This window comes from Streptomyces yongxingensis (assembly GCF_055597465.1).
In genome coordinates, this window is the sequence record NZ_CM145717.1 from 784,879 (window position 1) to 807,478 (window position 22,600).

Sequence of the window (22,600 nt, forward strand, 5' to 3'; positions counted from 1 at the left end):
TTCTCTAGCGACAACGGAGACCGGATGAGCCAGCCTGCATGTACCGACTCCGCACTCGAGCACGTCACCGACTGCATCGCCGAGGTCCTCGGCACTCAACCGGCCCACATCGCTCCGGAGACCCCGCTGACGACCCTGGGGCTGGAGTCGTTCACCGCCGTGCGGCTGCGCCGCAGACTTCGCGAACGTACCGGTCACGACCTGCCGTTGACCGCTTTCCTGGGGAACGCGGCAGCGAAGGACCTCGCGGCGCGGCTGTCGGAGCGGGCCGAGGGCCGAGCTCCTGACGGCGATCCGGCTGCGGCACCGACTTCGGCGCCGCAGCCGACGGCCGAGCCCTTCCCTCTGACTCCCATTCAGGAGTCCTACCTGGTCGGCCGGGAGGAAGGATTCGCGCTCGGCGGAGTCGCCACCTTCTATTACTACGAGTACGACCGCCTTCCCCCGGCGGGTGATCCGGTCGTGGACGTGGCGGGGCTCGAAACAGCCTGGAACCGCCTGGTCGAGCACCACCCGATGCTGCGCATGGTCGTGGACGACCGCGGCCGGCAGCGCACTCTGCCCTCTCCCGGTCCGTACCGCATCGGCGTCACCGACCTGCGCGACGCGTCCCCGGCCCAGGTAGCCGAGGCTCTCGCCGCCCTGCGGCACGAGCGCTCCCACCAGGTGCGCCCCGCCGGGCAGTGGCCGCTGTTCGACCTCCACGCGGCGTTCCTGCCCGACGGCCGCACCCGCCTCCATGTGGGCATGGACGTGCTGGTCACGGACATGGCGGGCTGGATGCTGCTCATACGTCAGTGGGGGCGGCTCGTCGCCGACCCCGCTCAGCAACTCGCGGAGCCGCCCACCGACTTCGCCGCTCTGCTCCGCGGCCGGGCCGCCTCCCCGGAATGGGCCGCCCGACGTGAACGGGACCGGGCCTACTGGGCGGCGCGCGCCGCGGACCTGCCGCCCGCGCCGCGCCTGCCGGTGGTCCGCGACCCCGCCGCCACCGAACCTCCCCGGTTCACCCGGCACGCCGACGGGCTCGACGCGGCCGAGTGGCAGGAGTTGCGCGCCCGGTGCTCCGAGCACGGCGTCACCCCGACCGCGGCGCTGCTGGCCGCCTTCGCCGTCATCCTCGGCCGGTGGGGCGCCGGGGAGCGGGTCTGTCTCAACACCACGCTGTTCGACCGCCCTGACGAGCCCGAGGGCATCGAGCGGATCGTAGGCGACTTCACCACCACGGCACTGGTCGCCACACCGCATTTCGACCCTGCCTCATGGTCCGGGTTCGCCGCGTACGCCGCTGACCTCAACCACCGTTTCTGGGAGGACCTGGACCACCGCTCGGTCTCGGGCGTGGAGGTCCTGCGGGACCTCGGTCACGCGCGGGAGACGCCGCCCTACCCCATCGTCTTCACCAGCGGCGTGGGCCTGTCCGGCGAAGCCGAGCCGGCGGCGGCGTGGATCGGTGAGGAGGTCTTCGGCGTCTCTCAGACCCCGCAGGTGCTGCTCGACCACATCGTCCGGGACGAAGGCGGAGCCCTGCGGATCGCCTGGGACGCCGTCGACGACGCGTTCCCCCCGGACTACGTCCGCTCCATGCTGGCCTCCTTCGTACGGCTTCTGCGCCGCCTGACGGACGCGACCGGATGGAAGGATCCGGGCCTGGCCTGGGACCCGTTCGTGCTCCCGCCGGAACCGCTCGACGTCACCCCGTTCCCCGACGCGGGACCGCTGCTGCACGACCCGGCCGCGGCCGCCGCCCGCCGTGCCCCCGAGCGACCGGCCCTGATCAGCGGCAGCGGTACGACGACACACGGCCGTCTCGCCCAGAACGCCGCCGCTACCGCCGCCCTGCTCATCGCACGGGGCGTCGGGCCCGGCGACCTGGTCGCGGTCGCCTGCGAGAAGGGCCCCGCCCAGATCGCCGCCGTGCTGGCCGTCAACTCCTGCGGCGCGGGCTATCTGCCCATCGAGCCGTCCTGGCCCGAGGCCCGCGTCGCCGCGGTCTGCGCACGGGCCGGGATACGGCATGCCCTCGTCGGCCGGGGCGTGCGTGCCCGCTGGCCCGAGGGGGTCACCGTACACGGCCTCACCGCGGCGGGCCGGCCTCGGGCCCAGCGGGAAGCGGAGGAGGCCGACCGACCGGACGAAACCGCGCGCCCGGCCCCGGACTGCACGGCCTACACCATCTTCACCTCGGGTTCCAGCGGCACTCCCAAGGGCGTGGAGATCCAGCACCGGGCCGCCCGCACCACCATCGACGACGTGGTCGACCGTTTCGGCATCGACGCCGAGGACCGTGTCCTGGCGCTCTCCGCGCTCAGCTTCGACCTGTCCGTCTTCGACATCTACGCGGTTCTCGGGGCGGGTGGTTCGCTGGTCCTGCCCGACCCCGCCCGGCAGCGCGACCCGCAGCACTGGCTCGAACTCGCCGACCGCCATCACGTCACCGTCTGGAACACCGCGCCCGCGCTCCTGGAAATGCTCGTCGAGTACGCCGAGATCGAACCGGAGGCGGCCACGACGGCCCTGGCCGACCTGCGGTTGGTCATGCTCTCGGGCGACTGGATCCCCCTCACCCTTCCCGACCGGCTGCGCCGACTCGCGCCCCAGGCCCGGATCATGAGCCTGGGCGGGGCCACCGAGGCGTCCATCTGGTCCATCACGTACCCCATCGGCGAAGTCGACCCCCAGTGGCGCAGCATCCCCTACGGCCGGGCCCTGCGCGCCCAGTCCTTTCACATCCTCGACGAGCGGGGCGGACCCTGCCCGGTCGGGGAGCCGGGCGAGCTGTTCATCGGCGGCGACGGCTTGGCCCACGGCTACATCGGAGACCCTGAGCAGACCGCCGCCCGTTTCGCCCCCCATCCCGTCCTGGGGACACGTCTGTACCGCACCGGGGACCTCGGGCAGTGGCGCACCGACGGCACGATCGAGTTCCTGGGACGCGCCGACCGCCAGGTGAAGGTCCGCGGCCACCGCATCGAACTGGGCGAGATCGAGGCCGTCTTGAGCCGCCACCCGGCCATCCGGCAGTGCGTGGTGTCCTCGGTCCCCGGCCCGGACGACCGCCCGCGCCTGGTGGCGTATCTGGCGCCGAGGAGGTCGCACACCGCGCCTCCGGACGGCGAACTCGCCCGGGCGCTGAGCGAACGGCTGCCCGACTACATGGTCCCGAGCCGGTTCGTCGTCCTCGACGCGCTGCCCGTCACGGCCAACGGCAAGATCGACCATACGGCGCTCACCAATCCCTACCGGACCGGCGAGGAGCCCGCGAACGACGGTGCGTCGGCCCCCGTCTCTCCCCCGCGGACGCTACCCGGCACCGCCGCCCCCGCGTCCGCGTCCGCCACGGCCTCCGGAGCCGCGGCGCCTGCCGCACCCGCCGCGCCGACGACCGAAACCGGCCCCGCGCCCGTCGCGACATGGGCCGAGGTGGCGGTCGCGGAAGCGGCGGCGCTCGGGCTGGAGACCGGGCTCGTCGTACGGCCCGGACGGCTCGCCCCGGCCGAGGCGCTGGCCGCGTCGGCACGGTGGCTGGAGCGGATGCGGGAGCTGGTGGGCGATGGCACCCCGGCATGGGAGGAACGTTTCTCCTCAGACGGCCTGGTACAGATCGCCCTCCCGGCTCGGCCCGCGAACCCGAACGGCACCAGCACGCCGCCCCGTACTACGACAGCCGGTCGATCCCCCTCCATGAGCGGCCGGACCTCACCGGCACGCGACGCCGACCCCGCCGTGACCGACGCCATCACGGCCATCCTGGCCGACCTGACCGGCGGTCCGGTCGGGGCGGACAGCACCTTCACCGCGTTGGGTGCGACGTCGCTCACGCTCGTCCTCACGCACCGCAGGCTGCGCGAGAGCGTCGCTCCACGACTCGCCCTGGCCGACATGTTCGAACACGCCACGGTGGCATCCCTCGCCGCCCACATCACCGGCCTGCGGATCCCGGACGGAACAGCCCGCGCGGAAACGCCCGCCGCCCTCGTATCCACGCGCCGTTCCTCACGGGTCGCCGCCCGCGCCCATGCCCAGGAGGCCGGCCGATGACCGAAGCGTCCGGCTCCGGCGAGCCGCTCATAGCCGTCACCGCGCTCGACTGCCGGTTCCCCGGCGCCCCCGACACCGAGGCGTTCTGGGAACTGCTGGTCTCCGCACGCCACGGCCTCACCCGGCACACCGAACACGAACTCGCCGACCGGGGTGTGCCGCGCCGGCTGCGCACGCATCCCGCCTATGTGCCGGTCGGCGGGGTCATCCACGGCCAGGACCAATTCGACCCCGCCCCCTTCGGGATCGGCGACTCCGAGGCCGCTCTCATGGACCCGCAGCAACGGCTGTTCCTGGAAGCGTGCTGGCGCGCCCTGGAACGGGCCGGCCACGGCGGCGGCACCGGCGCGGGAGCCGTCGGCGTGTTCGCCGGCTCGGCCCACAGCGACTATCTGATGCGCAACCTCGCCCACCGCTACAACGCCGCGGCCACGGACCCGGTCGGAAGCCTCCAGACGGCGATGGCCACGGTGCCCGACTACCTGCCCCTGCACGTGGCACACCGCCTGAACCTGACCGGGCCGGCGGTCGCGGTCGGCAGCACCTGCTCCACCTCGCTGGTCGCCGTGCACCTGGCCGTGCAGTCACTGCTGTCCGGCGAGTGCGACACCGCGCTCGCCGGGGGTGTCTCCCTGATCGTCCCCCAGGGGCTGGGGTATCTGCATGTGCCCGACGGCATCTTCTCCGCCGACGGACGGGTGCGTACGTTCTCCGCCGACGGCACCGGAATCGTCCACACGCAGGGCGTGGGCGTCGCCGTACTGCGCCGGCTGGACGACGCCCTCGCCGACGGCGATCCGGTGCTGGCGGTGGTGTGCGGCTCCGCCGTCAACAACGACGGCGCCGACAAGACGGGTTTCACCGCACCCTCGCCACGCGGCCAGGCCCGGGTCGTCTCCGAAGCACTCCACGTGGCCGGCCTGGAACCGCGCCAGGTGAGCTATGTCGAGGCGCACGGTACGGCGACCCGGCTCGGTGATCTCGTAGAACTCACCGCCCTGCGCCGGGTGTTCGGACAGAAGGGTCCCGCCTGGTGCGCCCTCGGCTCGGTGAAGAGCAACATCGGCCACGCGAACTCGGCGGCCGGGATCGCCGGATTCGCCAAGACCGTGCTCGCCCTCCACCACGGCGTCCTCCCCGCCTCCCTCGACGCCACACCGCTCAACCCCGACCTCGAACTGGACGATTCGCCGTTCTCGGTCGTCGACCGAACGACGGAATGGCCCGGGTCGCGTTACGCCGGCGTCAGCTCCTTCGGCATAGGCGGCACCAACTGCCATGTGGTGCTCGGCAGCGCACCCCCGCGCCCGGCGACCGAACCCGATCCGCGACCGCAGCTGATGCTGCTGTCCGCGCACGGCGACGACGCCCTGGCACGCACCGTGGCCCAGACCGCGGACGCCCTGCACACGGCGGGCGACCTGCCGGTGGCGGACGCCTCGTTCACCCTGCACACCGGTCGTACGCCACTGCCGCACCGTGCCGCGGCGGTCGTCACGGGCAACCCCTCCGACGACGGCCGCGCGCTGCGGACCGCACAACACCATGCGGCGGCGGCCCCGGTCCCCAGGATCGTGCTGGCCTTCCCCGGCGGCGGCGCTCCGTACCCGGGGATGGGGCGCGAACTTCTCGGGGACGAGCCGGTGTTCGCCCAGACCGTCGAGGAGTGCGCCGCCCTGTTCGACGGCGACGGCGCTCCCCCGTTGGCCGATCTGCTCCTGGCCGACCGCGACGACGAGGAGGCCGTACGGCTCGTCCGCGATCCCGCGTACGGTTTCCCGGCGCTGTTCACCGTCTCCCTCGCCACCGCGCGTGTGCTGCACGCGTGGGGGCTGCGGCCGGACGCGGTGGTCGGGCACAGCGTCGGCGAGTACGCCGCCGCGGTGGTGGCCGGGGCACTGAGCACGGCCGACGCGGCCGCGTTGGTGAAGGTCCGCTCCCGGGGCATGTCCCGTACCGCCGGGGGCGGTGCGATGCTCACCGTGCCGCTCACGGAGAAGGAGGTCACCGCCCTGCTGGCGGCCCACCCCGAGTTGGACCTGGCCGCCGTGAACGCCCCGGAGTCCTGTGTGGTCTCCGGCCCCGAAGCCGCGGTGGCCGCGGTGGAGGCTCAGCTGTCCGCCGGGGGAGTGCGCGTCGCGCGGGTGCGTCTGACCGCCGCCGCCCACTCCCGGCTCGTCGATCCCGTCCTGCCCGAGCTGCGGGCCGCCGCATCGGGAGTGGACGCGCGGGCGCCCCGTGTTCCCCTGATCTCCACGCTCACCGGACGGCACCTCGACGGCCCGCCCGGCGCGGACCACTGGGTGTCCCACCTGCGGTCCCCGATCCGCTTCTCCGACGCGCTCACGGCCCTGCTGACGGACGGTCCCACCGTCCTCGTGCAGACCGGGCCCGGGAGCGGACTGCTGCAATTCGCCCGCGGTCATCGGTCGCCGAACCTCGTCGCCACCCTCGCCACGTTCCCGGGTCAGGAGGACACCGGCGGTGAACGGGCGGCGCTGCTGGCCGCGGCGGGCGAGCTGTGGACCCGTGGTGCCCCGCTCGACGCCGAGGCCCTGCACCGGCCCGGCCGGCGGCGCGTCATCCTGCCGGGCCACCCGTTCGCACGCCGCAGACTGTGGGTGGATCCGCCCGCGCCACAAGCCGTGCCGGACCCGGCGGAGGCGGGCGGACCGGACGAGGACGAGCCGTTCCACGTACCGTCCTGGCGCCGCGCGCCGGCGCTGGACGACACGCCCTCGCTCCAGGGCCGTTGGCTGCTCGACGGTCCCACGGACCACCCGGTCGGCGATGCGGTACGCACGGCACTGGCCGAGGCGGGGGCGACGCCGGTCAGCGCCGCCGATGTGGCCGCCGATCCCACGGTCCCCTGCGCGGGCGTGATCGTGCTCGACCTGTCCGGCACCGGCGGCGCCCCCGCCGACCGGGCGGCCGACGGTGTGCTGCGCCACGCCGAAGTGGCCCGGCTCACCGCCGGATGGGCCGACCAGGCGTGCCTGCTGCACGTCAGCCGGGCGGCCCAGCAGGTCGAGAGCGCCGACCGCCCCGACCCCGGCGGAGCGGCGGCCACGGCCGTCCCGCGCGTACTGGCCCAGGAGTTCCCCGGACTGCGGTGGCGTGCCCTCGACCTCCCGGCCGAGGAGGAGCCCGCGACATGCGGCCGGGCCGTCATCGAGGAAGTGGCGGACCTGTCGTACGGGGGACGGAACGGGCTGGAGACCGCACTGCGCGGCAAGCACCGCTGGATACGCTCCCTGACCCCGTGGCAGCCCCGGCTCCCCAAGGGACGCGACGGTGCGGCACCGGGCACCGCCGTACTGATCGGCGGGCTGGGGGATGTCGGCCTGGCCATGGCCGGACACCTGGCGGAGGCCGGATGGCGTGTGGTGGTCACCGGGCGCACCGGGCTGACGCCCGACCCCGCGCCGGGCAGCCGGGAGGCGGAAAAGTGCGCCACGGTGGCACGGCTGAGGGACCGCGGGCTGCCGGTCGAGGTACAGGCGGTGGACGCCGGGGACCGGGCGGCCACCGCGGCACTGCTGCGGGAGGTGGCCGAGCGGCACGGCGGTGTCGATCTCGTCGTGCACGGCGCGGGCGTGGTGGCGTCGGCGGAGGTGGCGCCGCTGCGATCCGTCGGCCCCGAGGTGGTGCGCGCGCACGCGCGGGCCAAGGTCGCGGGCGCCGAGGCGCTGCGCGCGGCGCTGGAGGATCTGCCCGAGGGGCGGCGTCCCACCACGGTCCTGCTGATGTCGTCGGCGACGACCGTCGTCGGCGGCCTGGGCATCGCGCCGTACGCCGCCGCGAACCGCTATCTGGACGCGCTGGCCGAGCGGCTGGCGCGGGAGGACGGTCACACCCGCTGGATCAGTGTCGCCTGGGATGCCTGGCGGGTCGGGCCGGACGGGGGCGAACGGACCGTGGCCGCACGGCACTCGATCGGCCTGCGGGACGGCATGCGCTCGGTGGACCGGCTCCTCGCCCTGGCCGCCGGCGGCCGGGCCCCCGCCTGGGTGGCCGTCTCCCCCGCCGACCTGAACGCGCGCACCTCCGGTGCCCCGGCCCGGGAACAGCGGCCAGGGAGGGATGGAGCGTCACGGGAGGAGGCCGACAGCGGCAGCGCTCCTCGGGGCGGTGCGGAAGAGACGATGGCCGGGCTGTGGTCGGAGCTGCTGGGGTTCCCGGTCCGCGACCGGGACGCGGACTTCTTCGCTCTCGGCGGCCATTCCCTGCTGGCCACCCGGATGCTGGCCCGGCTCCGCGACGAGCACGGCGTCGAACTGCGGCTCCAGGACCTGCTGTCGCGGCCGACCGTCGCCGCGCTGGCGGAGCTGGTGCCGGACGAAGGGACCCCGGTACCGCTCCCGCGACCCGTCGCGACCGGACCCGATACCGCACGCGGTGCCGAGCACGGCGCCGACGGGCCGCGGGAGTTCCCGCTCACTCGGGTGCAGCACGCCTACTGGGTCGGCGGATCGGGCGGCTACCGGCTGGGCGATGTCCCCTGCTCGTTCCATCTGGAACACGACTGCCCCGGCCTGGACATGGCCCGTTACGAGGACGCCTGGAACCGCGTGATCGCCCGCCACCCGATGCTGCGCGCGATCGTCACCCCCGAGGGCCGGAACCGGATTCTCGACCGGGTACCCCGCTACCGCATCCGCGTCCGGGACCTCTCCGGACTCGACGAAGAGGCACGCGCCGACAAGCTCGCCCGCATCCGGGAAGCCATGGTCAACCGCGAGCCCCGGCCCGGCCGGTGGCCCCTGGTGGACATCCGCGCCGCGCGACTGCCCGGCGGGGTCATACGGCTCTTCCTCAATGTGGACGTGCTCGTCTGCGACACCGCCAGCTTCCTGGTCTGGGACCGCGAGTTGCGCACCCTGTACGAGGACCCCGGCGCGCGGCTCCCGGCCATCGGGACGACGTTCGCCGACTGCGTCGCCGCCCTGGAGGAACGCGGGCGGGGCCCGGCGTGGGAGCGGGCCGCCGCCTACTGGCGGGCCAGGCTCGACACCCTGCCTGGCGCACCGGACCTCCCCGTACGCCGCCCGGAACCGGAGACACCGGCCGCGCCCACGACTCGGCCCCGCTTCACCCGGCGCGCCGCCCGGCTGGAGCCCGACCAGTGGCAGGCGCTCAAGACCGAGGCGGCGCGGCGCGGCCTCACCCCCACCGCGGTCCTGCTCGCGGCCTACGCGGACGCGCTGGCGGCGTGGTCGGGGCAGGGGCGGTTCGCCATCACGCTGACGCTGTTCGACCGGCCGGAGGTGCACCGGGATGTCGACCTGGTGGTCGGGGACTTCACCTCCCTGATGCTCCACGAGGTGGACCGCACCCGGCCCGGCAGCTTCGCCGACGACGCCGCCCAGGCCCAGCGCACGCTCTTCCGCGACCTGGACCACCGCGAGTTCTCCGCCCTGGACCTGCTGGCGGAGAAGTCCGCCGGCGAGGGACGCACCGCGTCCGTGCCCGTGGTCTTCACCAGCGCCCTGGGGCTCGATGGCCCACTGGCCGGCGGACACGACCTGGACTGGGCGGGCACCCCCGTGTACGGGGCGAGCAGCACCCCGCAGACCTGGCTGGACCACCAGGTGATCGAGCAGCACGGCGCACTGCTGCTGCAGTGGGACGTCCTGGAGAGTGTGCTGCCCGCCGAGGAGGCGGACCGGGCGTTCGCCGGATACGTCGCCGCGGTGCGGCGGCTGGCCACCGATTCCCCGGCATGGGACATGGCTCGCGATCCACGCCCGGTTGTCACGCCACGGCTTCCGGCCGCGGCCGTGGTCCGGGAGGACCCGGGCGAGACAGCGCTGTTGCTGCGCGACGGCGACGGCGGCCGCCCGCTGTTCCTCATGCATCCGTCCGGCGGCGACGTGCTCTGCTACGGCGACATCGCCCGGCTGCTGGAGGACGGCCGGCCGCTGGTGGCCCTCACCGACCCCGCGCTGACCGGTGGCACCGGCCCGGCGGACATCCCGGCGATGGCCGACCGCTACCTGTCGGCCGTGCGCGCCTACCAGCCGCACGGGCCGTACCTGCTCGGTGGCTGGTCCATGGGCGGCACCGTGGCCCATGAGATGGCCTGCGCGCTGGAGCGGCGTGGGGAGCGCACCGACCTCCTCGTGATGATCGACTCCAATACGCCGGACCGGATCAGGCCGCTGGGCGGAGCCGACCCCCGCCAGGACACCGCCATCGCCGCGCTCCGCTATCTGCACTCGCTGGAGGCGTTCCTCGAGATGGATCTCGTCCCGGAGCTCGGACCGGACGGCGGGACCGACCTGCTCGGGCTCTCCCACGACGAAATCCGCGCCACGGTCACCGAGCGGATGCGCCGGGCCGGGCTGGTCGGCCCGAGGGACACCGCCGACACACGGCTGGCCGTCTTCGAACGGCATCTGCGCGCGCTGGGTGACCACCGCGCCGGGCACCTGTCCGACCCGGATACCCGGCTGTTGCTCGTACGGGCCTCCCAGCCGTCCCCCCGCAACGCGGCGGTGGGCATGGGCGTCGACGACGCCTGCGACCTGCCCGCCCTCGGCTGGCGGCCCCATGCGGCGGGCCCCGTCGAGGAGGCCGTCGTCGAGGGTCACCACTACTCGCTGCTCACCGGCGACGCCGTGAAAACGATCGTCTCCTTGCTGGACCGGGCACTCGCGGTCCTCCCCTCCCGCTGACTCATCCGCCTCTTCGATCGGACGGACCATGCACAACTCCCCCCTGTCCAGACGCGGGCCACGGACCGCCTTCCTCGCCCTCGCCTCGGCCGCGTCCCTGCTACTTGCCGGATGCGGCTCCGACGCCGGGCCCGGCACACCCGACGACGCCTCCGCGCGGCCCGTCGACGGCGGAACCCTGCGCTACGTGGTCGCGGGCTCCCCCGCCACCGCGAGCGACGACCCCCACGGCGGGCTCGGCAATGAATCCGACGTCATGCGCTTCGCCCTCACCTACGACGTGCTCACGGTCCCGGGCGGGAACGGCGAGCCGCGGCCACGACTCGCCGTGTCCTGGAAGCCGAACAAGGCCCTCGACCGGTGGACGTTCCGGCTGCGCGAGAACGCCGAGTTCACCGATGGACGGCCGGTACGCGCCAAGGACGTGCTGTACTCGCTGACCCGGATCGCCGAGAAGGCCGCCGAGAACTACGGGCGACTGGCCGACTTCGACCTGAAGTCCTCCACCGCCCCCGACGACCACACGGTGGTGCTCGCCACCCGCGCCCCGATGGCCGAGGCGCCCAAGGCGCTGGAATCCATCAGCTTCGTGGTGCCCGACGGCTCCACGGACTTCTCCAAACCCGTGCCCGGCTCGGGCCCCTACCGGGTGGTCGGGACCAATGCCCAGACCGCCGTCCTCACCCGGAACAAGGACTGGTGGGGCACGCGGCCGCACCTGGACCGCATCGAGATCCGCGCGGTCGCCGACCCACAGGCCCGCGCCTCGGCCGTGACGTCCGGCCAGGCGGATGTCGCGGGCAGTGTGAGCCCGGCGGCCGCGAAGAGCGCCAAGTCCTCCTCCTCGGTGCGGATCGTCACCCGTCAGGGCGTCACCGAGTACCCGTTCATCATGCGGCTGGATGCCAAGCCGTTCGACAACCCCAAGGTCCGTGAGGCGTTCCGGCTCGCCGCCGACCGCAAGGCGCTGGTCGACACCGTCTTCCTCGGCTACGGCCGGATCGCCAACGACCTGCCCACCCCCTACGACCCGTCGTACCCCAAGGGCCTCAAGCAGCGCACCAGGGACGTGTCCCGCGCGAAACGGCTGCTGAAGGAGGCCGGCCACGCCCACGGGCTGAAGCTCACGCTGCACACCACGACCTCCTACCCGGGCATGGACACCGCGGCCACCCTGTACGCCAAGCAACTCGCGGACATCGGCGTCGATGCCGAGGTCAAGGTGGAGCCCGCGGACACCTACTGGACCAGGATCTATGCCAAGAAGGACTTCTACACCGGCTACTACGGCGGGATCTCCTTCGCCGACCTGGTGCGCGTCGGTCTGCTCAGCGACTCCCCCACCAACGAGACCGCGTGGCGCAGCCGGACGTTCGACACCGGTTTCACCCAGGCCATGGGGACGCTGGACGCCAGGGCGCGCAACGCCGCCCTGGCGCGTATCCAAAAGGAGCTGTGGCGGAACGGCGGATACGTGGTGTGGGGCACCGGAGACGGCCTGGACCTGGCCGCGCCCGGGGTCCACGGCCTGCCCGACGGGCCCGGCTTCCAGCGGATGTTCATCGACCGCGCCTGGAAGGCGAAATGATCCCGCGCGCTCTCCTCCGCACCGGGCTGCTGGCCGTGGCGGCCACGGCCGTGGTCTTCGCCGCCACCGAAATCCTGCCGGGCGACGTGGGGGACGTGCGGGGCGCGGGGCGGGCGTCGGCGGAGGACGTGGCACGTGAGCGGGAGCGGCTCGGACTGGACGTGCCCGCGCCCGTCCGGTATCTGCGGTGGCTGGGCCACCTGGTCCGGGGCGATCTGGGCCGGTCGTTGGCGAGCGGCAGACCGGTGGCGGATCTGCTCGCGGAGCGGCTGCCCGCGACGGCCGCGCTCGTCGTCGGCACGCTGACCGTCACGGTGGCGCTCACCGCGCTCGCTCTGGCTGTGGGGTTTCTCCGCGGGGGCCGGGGCGGGGCGCTCGCGCCCGGACTGGCCGCCGTACCGCAGGCCGTGTACGCGGCCGTGCTGGGCGCGGTGTTGTCCGGGGTGCTGGGCTGGCTGCCCGCCGTGTCGCTGCTCGCGCCCGGGAGTTCACCCTGGGCACAGCCGCGGGCGCTGGTTCTGCCCGCCCTGACCCTGGCGCTGCCGTCGGCGGCCTTCGCCACCGTCCTGTTGCGCGGTGCGCTCACCGACGTGCTGCGTCTGCCGCACGTCGCCGACGCGCGGACGCGGGGGCTGCCGGCGCGGCTGATCCTGCGCCGGCACGTGGCGCCGTTCCTGCTGGTGCCCTCGGTGCAGGTGCTGGCGCTGATGACCGGATGGCTGACGGCCGGGACCGCCCTGGTGGAGACGGTGTACGGCTATCCGGGCATCGGCGGTCTCCTGGTCTCATCGGTGGCCGTGCGCGACGTCTCCGTCGTCCAGGCCGTGGCGGTGATACCCGCGGTGATCGTGCTGCTCGGCATGCTGGTGGCCGATCTGCTGGACACGGCGGGCCCTCATCGGCCGGGCCGTTCTCGCTCGGTCCCGGTCGCGACGGCGGGTGGCGCGGCATGATCCGCATGCGGCTGGACCGGGGGCCGGCCGTGCCCGGCGCGGTGGTGGCATTCGTCGCTCTGGTGCTGCTGGGGCGCCATCTCGCACCGTACGATCCGGAGCGGCCCGTGGCCGTTCCGTGGTCGCCGCCGTCCGGGAGGCTGCCGCTCGGCGCCGACGCGCTGGGGCGTGACGTACTCTCCCGGGTCGTCTCCGGCGGCGCGCGGCTGCTCACCGTCTCGCTCGCCGCGTCCGCCGCGGCACTGCTGTGCGGCGTGGCCCTCGGGCTGGTCGCGGGGTGGGGCTCGGCGTCGGTGGGCCGGGCCGTGCGCTGGGTCTGCGATCTGCTGCTGGCCGTTCCCGCCCTGATCCTCGCCCTGGTGCTGGCCGTGGCGCTGTCCGGCGCCACGGCGGTCGTGGTCGCCTCCGTGCTGAGCGGTGCGCCGCTGACCGCGCGGGTGGTGGGGGCCCGGTGTGCGGAGGTGCGGGACAGCGGCTATGTACGGTCCGCCATCGAACGCGGCGAGCGGACGCCGACGGTCCTGGTGCGTGAACTCCTTCCGGCGATGAGTGGCCTGATCGCGGCCGACGCGGGACTGCGGCTGGTCACGGCGCTCCAGTTGGCCACCGCCCTCGCGGTTCTCGGCCTCGGTCCGCAGCCGCCCGCGCCGGACTGGGCCTTGATGCTGAGCGAGAACCTGCCGGGCGCGTCGCTCAATCCCGCGGCGCTGCTCGCGCCTGCCGTGCCACTGGCCCTGGCCGCCTGGCTGCTGGCCTCGGCGGCCCGCGCCGCGGGGCGCCGTATGGGGGGTGTGGCATGACCGCGGAGCGCACGGCCCTGCTGGAGGCCAGCGGCCTGACGGTGTGCCGTGCTGAGGACGGCTCGCTGCTGTTGGACGGCGTGGATCTGCGGGTGGGCCCCGGAGAGGTGTTCGCCATCACCGGGGCATCCGGGGCGGGCAAGAGCACACTGCTGCACGCGCTGCTGGACACCCTTCCGGCCGGGCTGCGCCGCTCGGCGGGAACGGTGCGCTGGCGCGGCGGTGTGGTTCCGCCCGGCGCCGGTAGCCGCCGCTGGAGGCGAGCCCGCTGCGGCTACGTCGGCCAGGATCCGGCCCTGGCGCTCCATCCGCGGTGGCGAGTCGAACGGATCGTGGGCGAGGAGCTGACCGGGCCCCGTACGGAACGGGCGCGAGGGGTTCGCGAGTCCCTGCAACTCCTCGGCCTGGGTGAGGAGTTCGCGCGTCGGCGGGCGCGCGAGCTGTCCGGCGGCCAGGCGCAGCGGGTCGTGCTGGCCCGTGCGCTGGCCGCCGGGCCGGACATCCTGCTGCTGGACGAGCCCACCTCGGCCATGGACCGGGGCACGGCGCGGCGGGTGATCGAGGCGGTACGCGCCCGGCGCGGCGTACCGGAGCTGTGCACCGTGCTGGTGACCCACGACCCCACGCTGGTCCGTGAACTCGCCGATCAGGTGCTGCGGCTGTCCTCACCGTCCGCCACACCTCCATCGCTCCCGAGGGCACTTGGGCCCCGGGTCGGGGAGCGGCGACCCGGTGCCTTGGGCGCGGTGCTGGCCACCCGGGGGTTGCGGGTGGCCCGGCCCGACGGCGCCGTGCTGCTCGAAGGCGCCGATCTCGACCTGGTGCCGGGCGAGTTGACCACGGTGCTGGGCCCATCCGGCAGCGGCAAGACCAGCCTGCTGCACGCCCTGGCCGGGCGCCGCCCCGCCACCGGTGGCCAGGTGCTGCTGCGCGGACGTGCGCTCGCACCACAGGCCCACCACCGACGCCGTGACGAACTGCGGGCCGTCCAGCTCGTGGGCCAGCATCCCGCCGGAGAACTCAATCCGGCACACCGCGTGGGCCGTGCGGTAGCCCGCCCGCTGCGGGTGTTGCACGGGCTCGACGCACGCGGCTCGGCCGTCGCCGCGACGGAACTCCTGGCCGCCGTCGGGCTCACCGCGGACCTGGCGGGCCACCGCCCGCACCGGCTGTCCGGGGGCCAGCGGCAGCGGGTCGCGCTGGCGCGGGCGCTGGCCGCCCGCCCGGACCTCCTGCTGCTGGACGAGCCCACCTCGGCACTCGACGCGGCGTCCTCGCGGGTCGTGCTGGAGCTGCTCGACCGGCTCCGGGCGGAGGGCATGGCCGTGCTGGCGGTCACGCACGATCCCGCCGTGGCACGGCACGCGGACCAGGTGCTGCACCTGCGCGGCGGCCGGCTCGTGCCCCACGGTCCGGTTGATCCGCTTCCCAGCATCGCTGAAGGAACGTCATGACCGAACAAAACGAAGGGAGACTCATGTCCACTGAGGCGACCGTCGATCCGGTAGTTGCCCTCGTCGCCGGCCACCCGTGGGTGGCCGAGGCGCGCGCCGCACCGGACGGCCGGATCCTGGTCCGGCCACGTCCGTCCGCCACGGCGGCGCGCCCCGTCCCCGGGCCGCTGCTGCACGAGTGCCTCGACCACTGGGCCGAGGTCTACGACTGGGTGTATCAGGACGCCCAGGGCCGACACACCGACGACCTGGACCTCTCGGGCTGGCGGGCGTCGGACACCGGACTGCCCCTCCCCACCGAGCACATGCGGGACTGGCTGGACCGCACCGTCGACCTCGTGCTGTCCCAGCGGCCGCGCCGCGTCCTGGAGCTGGGCTGCGGCACCGGGCTGCTGGCCCACCGCCTCCATGCGCGGCTGGACGGATACGTGGGCACCGACGTGGCACCGGCCGCGGTGGACCGGCTGAGCCGAGCCGGTCTGCCCGGCACCGCGTTCGTCCGCGCCGCCGCCCACGAGGCGGGGACCGCGGACGTGCGGCGGGCGATGGACGCCGTCTTCGGCGCGGGGGTCCGCCCCGACTGCGTCCTGCTGAACTCGGTCACCCAGTGCTTCCCCAGTCTCGACTACCTCGCGGCCGTCCTACACGAGGCGCTGGACGCGGTCACGGACCCGGGCACGGTGATCGTCGGCGACATCCGACACTCCGGGCTGCTCACCGACCACTTCACCTGGCTGGAGCGGACCCGGTCCCCCGAGTCCGACCCGGACACCCTCGACGCGCGGGTGAAGGCCGCCATAGCCGCCGACGAGGAACTGTCCTTCGCCCCCGAAGCCGTGGCCGCGGCGGCGGCGGCGACGCACAGCAGGCCCGTACGGATGAGCGTGCGCGCCCGCACCATGGAACTGAACACCGAACTGACCCGCTACCGGTACGACCTCGTCCTGCATGTCGGCGTACGACCGCAGACCGTGCCCGGCGCCGACGGCGTACGGCGGGTCCGGTGGTCCGGCCACCAGAGCAAGGGTCTGCCGGTGGCACTGCGCGCCGCGCTGAGCCAGCGGCCGGTCATTGTCTCGGCCATCCCCAACGCCCTGCTCAGCGATGCTCCGGAGGCCGTCACGCCCTTTGCCCTGCGCCGGGCCCTGCACGGTCTGGACGCCGCCGTCCTCCTCGACGCCGACGACCCGCGCATGCTGGCCATCGCCGCACCCGCCGACTGCGCGTACGCCGCGTCGGCGGCCACCACGCCCGTCGCACAGGGGCCGGTGGCCCATGAACCGCTGACCGCGTTCGTGCGCCGCAGACTGCCGGAGGTGTTGCGGGACCACATCCGCCGGGTGGCGCCGGACACCACGCCGCCCCGGATCGCCGTCGTGGACGAGACCGGGGAGGCGACGCCGTGAACGCGCCGCTGTCCGCCGCGCTGACAACACTGCCCGATGTCGCGGCCTGGCAGTGGGTCCCCGGCACACCGGGCGGCACCCTGCTGGTCGCCGGGCGGCAGCGGGACACCCGCCGCGCGGCGCCGGGCACCGGCCCGGTGGACGAGGTCATCGCCATGGGCGACGCTTCCGTGGCCGGGCGGGACCTGACGCCTCTGCCCCGGCTCACCCGGCTGCTGGACGAGGTGGCGCTGTTGGCCATGGCCCGGACGCTGGACCGGGCGAGGCTCTTCCGCCAGGGCCGGGAACACGACGCCGCACACGCGGTGGAGGCGCTGGGCACCGCCCCGCGGCACGCCTGGATCGTCCGCCGGTGGCTCGCCACGCTGACCGCCGAGAAGCGGCTCGGGCACGATACGGCGACCGGCCGGTACCGGGACCTGGTGGCACCGGACCGGGCGGCGTACGCGCGGGCCCGCCGCACCCTTCGAGAGGCGTGCCGGGGCCTGGGATATCCACCGTCGATGACGCGTTTCTTCCTCGCCGCGGCCGACCGCCTTCCGGCACTGCTCAGGGACGAGACCGGGCTGCAGGATGTGCTCTTCCCCGGCGGAGAGACGGACACCGCCGAGGGCAACTACCGCGACAACATCCCGAGCCGGTGGGCGAACCACGCCGCCGCGGCGCTCATCGCCGCCGAGGCGCGGGCCCGCGGCGGGCCGGGGCCGCTGCGCATCCTGGAAGTGGGTGCCGGGGTGGGCGGCACCACCCTTCCCGTCCTCGGCGCCCTCGCGCACACCGAGCTCGACTATCTGTTCACCGACGTGTCCCGGTTCTTCCTCGGCCCCGCCCAATCCGCCTTCACCGACCACCCGGGACTGCGGTTCGCCCTGTTCGACATCAATGCCGCCCCCGCCGGCCAAGGGCTGGCCGTCGGCTCCCGGGACGTGATCCTGGCCGCCAACGTCCTGCACAACGCCCGCCACATCGGCACCGCCCTGGCCGGCCTGCGCGAACTCCTCGAACCAGGCGGCCTGCTGGTGCTCATCGAGTCCTGCCGCGAGCACTACCAGGCGCTCACCTCGATGTATCTGCTCATGTCCCCCGCCGCCGACGAGGACCGCTGGTTCACCGATCTGCGCGCCGGACAGGACCGGGTCTTCCTCACCGCCGAGGAGTGGAGCGACCAGCTGGACGCGGCCGGGTTCGACCCGCTGCCCGCACTGCCGGGCGACGAGCACCCGCTGGCCGCCGCCGGGCAACGGGTGCTCGCGGGCCGGGTCCGGCCCGGCACCCACCGCCCGGACCCGGCCGGTATCCCGGCCGCGCTCGCCGGCCGACTGCCCGCGGCCCACCGCCCCGCACGGGTCCACGCCGTGGACCGCCTCATCCCCTCGTCCGCCACCACCACCGAGATCGGAGCGTTCCGTTGACCACGACTCCCGCCACCGCCGAGGCCACCGCACCCGCCGACCTCGTCGACACCGTACGCGCGGTGTGGGCCGATGTGCTGGAGACCGATGTGGCCTCCGTACCGGCCGAGGCCGCCTTCCTCAGCCTCGGTGGCGACTCCGTACTGACCGTGCGCATGGCAGCCCTCATCCGCAAGCGGCTGGGGGTGGCCCTGGCGCTCTCGGACGTCCGGGTCGAACACACCGCCGCCCACCTGGCCGTCGTCATCCAGGAGCGGAGCGCCGGAACCAGGTCGCTGCGCCCGCTGCCGCTGGAACTGACCCGGCGCGAGGATCCCGAGGCACCCTTCCCCCTTCTCCCGCTCCAGCAGGGGTACTTCGTCGGTCAGCAGGGCGGATGGGAGCTGTCCTACCGCTCGGCCCACCACTACGTGGACATCGGTCTGCTGGACATCGACTCCGAAGAGATCGGCGAGGCGCTCCAGGACGCGCTGGAGCGCCTCGCGGAACACCAGTCGGTTCTCCGTGCGCGGGTGCTGCCCGACGGACAGCAGAAGATCCTGCCCCTGGACGACCCGGAGGCCATGCCGCGGCTGCGGGTGACGGATCTGAGAGCGGCGGGCGAGGACGAGATCGCCTCACGGCTCGACGCGATCCGGAAGGAGATGAGCACCGAAGGCCCGGATCCGGCGCACGGCTGCGGCCTCGACATGCGGCTGACCCTGCTGCCCGGCAGAAAGGCACGGCTGCACTCCTCGACCAGTCTGCTGATCATCGACGGCTGGTCCTCGGGAGTGTTCTACCGCGATCTGTTCGCCCTCGCCTCCGACTACAACGCCGTCCTCGCCCCCCTGGAGGTCGACTTCGGGGACTACGCGACCACACTGGAAGGACTGCCGGAGACCGAACAGTGGCGGGCCGACCGCGACTGGTGGTGGGAACGCCTCGACGACTTCCCCCTTCCGCCCGCGCTGCCGCTGACCGCCGATCCGGCCGAGGTGCGACCCACGCTGATGGGAACGCGGCAAGCCGTACTGGACGCGAAGCGCTGGACCGCGCTGCGGGAACAGTGCGCCCGGCATGGCGTGACCCCCTCCGCCGCGATGTTCGCGGCCTTCTCCACCGCGGTGGCCCGCGCCTGCGGACACCGGCGGTTCCTGCTCAACACCCTCCAGTTGAACCGCCTCCCGCTCCACCCGGATGTGCCGCGGCTGGTGGGCGCCTTCTCCTCCACCGTCCTGATGCCGGTGGCACTGCCGGACTCCCCGGTGTTCGCGGATCTCGCGGCCGACGCCCAGCGCAACCTCGGAGAGGCCCTGGCGCACAACCTGGTGACCGGTGTGGAAGTCTCCCGGGAACTGGGCCGCAGGCGGGGCACCCGGCGGCCGGTGGCGCCCGTGGTCTTCCAGAGCACGCTGGGGGTGGACGCCGCACTCGGCAGCGAGGTCCCGCGCAGCGCTGGACCGCTGGGCACCATCGACCTGCGAAGCCACCACCAGCAGCTGCGCACCCCTCAGGTGGCACTGGAGGTACGGCTGTTCGAGCTCCGGGACGAGTTGGTGGTGGTCTTCTCCCTGGTCGAGGAGATCTTCGCGGCACCGGACGTGGACCGGATGTTCCACGACGTGATGGGCATCGTTACGTCCCTTGTGGACAAGGACGGCTGGTCCGCGCGGGTCATGCTGCCCGAGGCCCTGGACGCTCCGGAGGAGGAGACCGGAGGCGGGCGGCTGTCCGTTCCGGCCGTGCCCGCTCCGGCCACCGCCGACGAGGCGGGTGCGCCACGCGACGGGACGGAACGGGAGATCGCCCGGCGCTGGGCCGCGCTGCTCGGCTGCTCCGTGGAGGACCGGGCCGCGGATTTCTTCGGCCTCGGCGGGGATTCGCTGCTGGCGGTGCGGATGCTCGGCGCGCTCGCCCGCGACGGCGTGGCGCAGGTGACGCCCCGGCGTTTCCTGGAACGTCCGACGGTGGCGGGGCTCGCCGCCGCCATCCGCGAGGGGACAGGCGACCGGCCGTGACCGTGCTGTGGCGGGGGCCGACCGGCCCCCGCCACGGGTGTCCTCAGCCTCCGAGCCCGGCGTCCTCGCGGAAGAGTTCCTGGTCGATCCAGACTGCCGCGCGCGCACCGTCGGCAGCCCCGGCGATCACGAAGGTCACCGCGTCGGGCAGCGCCTCCATCCGGGCGGTGTCCCCGGCGGCGTACACACCGGCGACAGAGGTCCGCTGGAACTCGTCCACCCGTACACAGCCGTCGGGCAGCAGCGTGCAACCGAGTTGCTCGGCGAGAGCGGAGTGCTGGCGGGTGGGCGCCCGGTGGTAGACGGCCTGGCGTTCCACCACCTCGCCGTCGGCGAAGACCAGCCGCAGGGCGTCCTCCTCCCCCTCGATCCGGGACAAGGCCGTCTCGCGGACCTCGATACCGGCGGCGGCGAGCTTATCCGCGGCCTGCTCGGGAACAGGGTGGCCGTCCGTGCAGACCACCACGTCGTCGCTGAATCGGTCCCTGACGTACAAGGCCAGCATGACCTGCGGCAGTTCCCGGCCGAGAACGGCGAGCGTCTTGCCGCGGGTCTCCCAGCCGTGGCAGAACGGGCAGTGGAAGACACCGCGTCCGAAGCGCTCGGCGAGCCCTTCGACCCCGTCGGTGAGGTCGACCTGACCGGTCGCCAGGACCACCTTGCGGGCGCGGTGCGTCGCTCCCCCGGAGAGCGTCGCCTCGAAGCCGCCGTCGGTCGGCACGAGCGAAGTGACCGCGTCCTCCAGCAGTTCCACACCGGGATAGGCCGACAGCTCTTCACGCCCGAGCTTGCGCAGTTCCGCGGGCGAGAAGCCGTCACGGCTGAGGAACATGTGCATCTCGGCGGCGGGGGCGTTACGCGGCTTCCCGCTGTCCACCAGCAGCACCCGCCGACGCTGGCGACCCGACACCAGGGCCGCGTTGAGCCCGGCCGGGCCCCCGCCCACCACAAGTACGTCGTACATCTCGTCCTCCTCGCTGATTCCCGGCATCTTCACCGGTTCCGGAGATGACAATAGTTATCATTTTCATACGCATCCAGTGACAGTGACCGGCGAAGGAAACCCACGATGGACAGCACCACGACAATCGGCGTGCTCGGCGGCTACGGAGCCGTCGGGAGCGCCGCGGTACGCCGCCTGCGCCAGGCAGGCACGGGCCCGCTGCTGATCGCGGGGCGCGACCCCGCACGGGCCGCCGCCTTCGCCCGCTCCCTCAGCCCCGCGGGCCCCCCGGTCGAGGCGCTTGCCGTCGATCTGGACGATCCCGCTTCCCTCGACCGCTTCGCCGCCCGCTGCCGACTGGTCGTCAACTGCGCCGGCCCCTCCTACCGCGTCCTGGACACGGTCGCCCGCGCCGCACTGCACCGCGGCGCCGGCTACGTGGACGCCGCGGGCGACGACCCGGCCGCCATCCGTCTCCGCGCCCGGTGCGATCGGCGCGACTGGCTCACGGCCGGGCGAACAGCCGTCCTGTCCGCCGGGGCGCTGCCGGGCCTCTCCGGACTCCTGCCGCGCGCCCTGGCCCTGGGCACCGACCGCCCCGTACGCCTCGACGCCTACCTGGGCGGAGTCGCGGCCCTCAGCCCGGCGGCCGCGGGTGACGTCCTGCTCAGCCACGGCCCTGAACACGGCACCCCCGGGGCCGCCTGGCGCGAGGGCGGCGTGCGCCCGCGGACGCTCGAACCCCGCCGCGGCCTCTCCCTGACCGCCTTCCCCCAGCCGGTGAACGCCTTCCCCTTCCTGTCCACCGAGGCGGGGCGACTGGCCCGTGCTCTGAACATCGGCGAGATCCGCTGGTACACCGTCTTCGGGGGCGACCGGCTACCCGAGGAACTGGCCATGGCCTGGGCCCTGGGTGACACCGACCCAGCGGCCCTCGTGACCGCCGCCGCCGAGGACGTACGACGCCACGGCTCCTGGTACGGACAGGAATTCCACCTGTGGACCGGCAGCACCGACGGCCCACCCGCGCGCACGCTGACCCTGCGCGCCGACGACTCCTACGAGCTCAGCGGCCTCATGACAGCCGCCACGACGCGAGCGCTCCTCACAGGCCGCATCCCACCCGGCATCCACTTCGCGGCCGACGTCCTTGACCCGCGGGAGACGACGGCAGCGCTCTCGGCCGATCCGGCGGCCCACATCGAGGTCAGCTGAGCCCCTCACGGCCACCTGGACATCGCTGCGCCACGCGAAACCCTCTACGTAGAGACTTCTGGATGACTTCAGAAGATCGCTTCACGCGGCACCATACGGAAGGATCAGTCA

Annotated in this window: 11 protein-coding genes; 10 read left to right on the forward strand and 1 reads right to left on the reverse strand. The window is 73.8% G+C overall.

Going from position 1 to position 22,600, the window contains the following annotated elements; translation table 11 throughout:
* Positions 1-24 precede the first annotated feature (24 nt).
* The 9 genes from ACZ6TD_RS03540 to ACZ6TD_RS03580 all read left to right on the forward strand — a co-directional run bounded on the left by ACZ6TD_RS03540 (position 25) and on the right by ACZ6TD_RS03580 (position 20,331).
* The gene (locus tag ACZ6TD_RS03540) at positions 25-4,041 is read left to right on the forward strand and encodes an amino acid adenylation domain-containing protein (RefSeq protein ID WP_471350261.1); all 4,017 of its coding nucleotides are present in this window, start codon (positions 25-27) and stop codon (positions 4,039-4,041) included.
* A complete protein-coding gene (locus tag ACZ6TD_RS03545; RefSeq protein ID WP_471350267.1) occupies positions 4,038-10,718 on the forward strand; it encodes an SDR family NAD(P)-dependent oxidoreductase in 6,681 nt (2,226 codons plus the stop codon). Before ACZ6TD_RS03540 ends, ACZ6TD_RS03545 begins: the two co-directional genes overlap by 4 nt.
* A 28-nt stretch (positions 10,719-10,746) precedes the next feature.
* A complete protein-coding gene (locus ACZ6TD_RS03550) occupies positions 10,747-12,306 on the forward strand; it encodes an ABC transporter substrate-binding protein (RefSeq protein WP_471350270.1) in 1,560 nt (519 codons plus the stop codon).
* Complete coding sequence (locus ACZ6TD_RS03555) at positions 12,303-13,259, forward strand: ABC transporter permease (RefSeq protein WP_471350274.1); 957 nt, start codon at positions 12,303-12,305, stop codon at positions 13,257-13,259. Before ACZ6TD_RS03550 ends, ACZ6TD_RS03555 begins: the two co-directional genes overlap by 4 nt.
* Positions 13,256-14,059 (forward strand): ABC transporter permease, encoded by an 804-nt coding sequence (locus ACZ6TD_RS03560; protein WP_471350278.1) that lies wholly within the window; start codon positions 13,256-13,258, stop codon positions 14,057-14,059. Before ACZ6TD_RS03555 ends, ACZ6TD_RS03560 begins: the two co-directional genes overlap by 4 nt.
* Positions 14,056-15,513, forward strand: a complete 1,458-nt coding sequence (locus ACZ6TD_RS03565) for an ABC transporter ATP-binding protein (protein ID WP_471350281.1) — start codon at positions 14,056-14,058, stop codon at positions 15,511-15,513. Before ACZ6TD_RS03560 ends, ACZ6TD_RS03565 begins: the two co-directional genes overlap by 4 nt.
* Before the next feature lie 80 nt (positions 15,514-15,593).
* The gene (locus ACZ6TD_RS03570) at positions 15,594-16,919 is read left to right on the forward strand and encodes a class I SAM-dependent methyltransferase (protein WP_471350284.1); all 1,326 of its coding nucleotides are present in this window, start codon (positions 15,594-15,596) and stop codon (positions 16,917-16,919) included.
* Positions 16,916-18,331 (forward strand): class I SAM-dependent methyltransferase, encoded by a 1,416-nt coding sequence (locus tag ACZ6TD_RS03575; RefSeq protein WP_471350287.1) that lies wholly within the window; start codon positions 16,916-16,918, stop codon positions 18,329-18,331. The genes ACZ6TD_RS03570 and ACZ6TD_RS03575 overlap by 4 nt, the downstream gene beginning before the upstream one ends.
* Entirely contained in the window at positions 18,328-20,331 is a 2,004-nt protein-coding gene (locus ACZ6TD_RS03580) for a phosphopantetheine-binding protein (protein WP_471350290.1), read from the forward strand. The genes ACZ6TD_RS03575 and ACZ6TD_RS03580 overlap by 4 nt, the downstream gene beginning before the upstream one ends.
* A gap of 43 nt (positions 20,332-20,374) precedes the next feature.
* Here ACZ6TD_RS03580 and ACZ6TD_RS03585 read toward each other — a convergent pair whose 3' ends face one another.
* Positions 20,375-21,295 carry an NAD(P)/FAD-dependent oxidoreductase gene (locus ACZ6TD_RS03585; protein WP_471350294.1) on the reverse strand — a complete coding sequence of 307 codons (921 nt, stop codon included), beginning with the start codon at positions 21,293-21,295 and terminating at the stop codon, positions 20,375-20,377.
* 105 nt (positions 21,296-21,400) lie between these two features.
* Between ACZ6TD_RS03585 and ACZ6TD_RS03590 the strand changes: the two genes are divergently transcribed.
* Positions 21,401-22,489 (forward strand): saccharopine dehydrogenase NADP-binding domain-containing protein, encoded by a 1,089-nt coding sequence (locus tag ACZ6TD_RS03590; protein WP_471350297.1) that lies wholly within the window; start codon positions 21,401-21,403, stop codon positions 22,487-22,489.
* Positions 22,490-22,600 lie beyond the last annotated feature (111 nt).

Bases quoted from the DNA above. Each gene is read 5' to 3' on its own strand.
- ACZ6TD_RS03540 (WP_471350261.1), top strand. From the start codon at position 25: ATGAGCCAGCCTGCATGTACCGACTCCGCACTCGAGCACGTCACCGAC.
- ACZ6TD_RS03545 (WP_471350267.1), top strand. From the start codon at position 4,038: ATGACCGAAGCGTCCGGCTCCGGCGAGCCGCTCATAGCCGTCACCGCG.
- ACZ6TD_RS03550 (WP_471350270.1), top strand. From the start codon at position 10,747: ATGCACAACTCCCCCCTGTCCAGACGCGGGCCACGGACCGCCTTCCTC.
- ACZ6TD_RS03555 (WP_471350274.1), top strand. From the start codon at position 12,303: ATGATCCCGCGCGCTCTCCTCCGCACCGGGCTGCTGGCCGTGGCGGCC.
- ACZ6TD_RS03560 (WP_471350278.1), top strand. From the start codon at position 13,256: ATGATCCGCATGCGGCTGGACCGGGGGCCGGCCGTGCCCGGCGCGGTG.
- ACZ6TD_RS03565 (WP_471350281.1), top strand. From the start codon at position 14,056: ATGACCGCGGAGCGCACGGCCCTGCTGGAGGCCAGCGGCCTGACGGTG.
- ACZ6TD_RS03585 (WP_471350294.1), bottom strand. From the start codon at position 21,295: ATGTACGACGTACTTGTGGTGGGCGGGGGCCCGGCCGGGCTCAACGCG.
- ACZ6TD_RS03590 (WP_471350297.1), top strand. From the start codon at position 21,401: ATGGACAGCACCACGACAATCGGCGTGCTCGGCGGCTACGGAGCCGTC.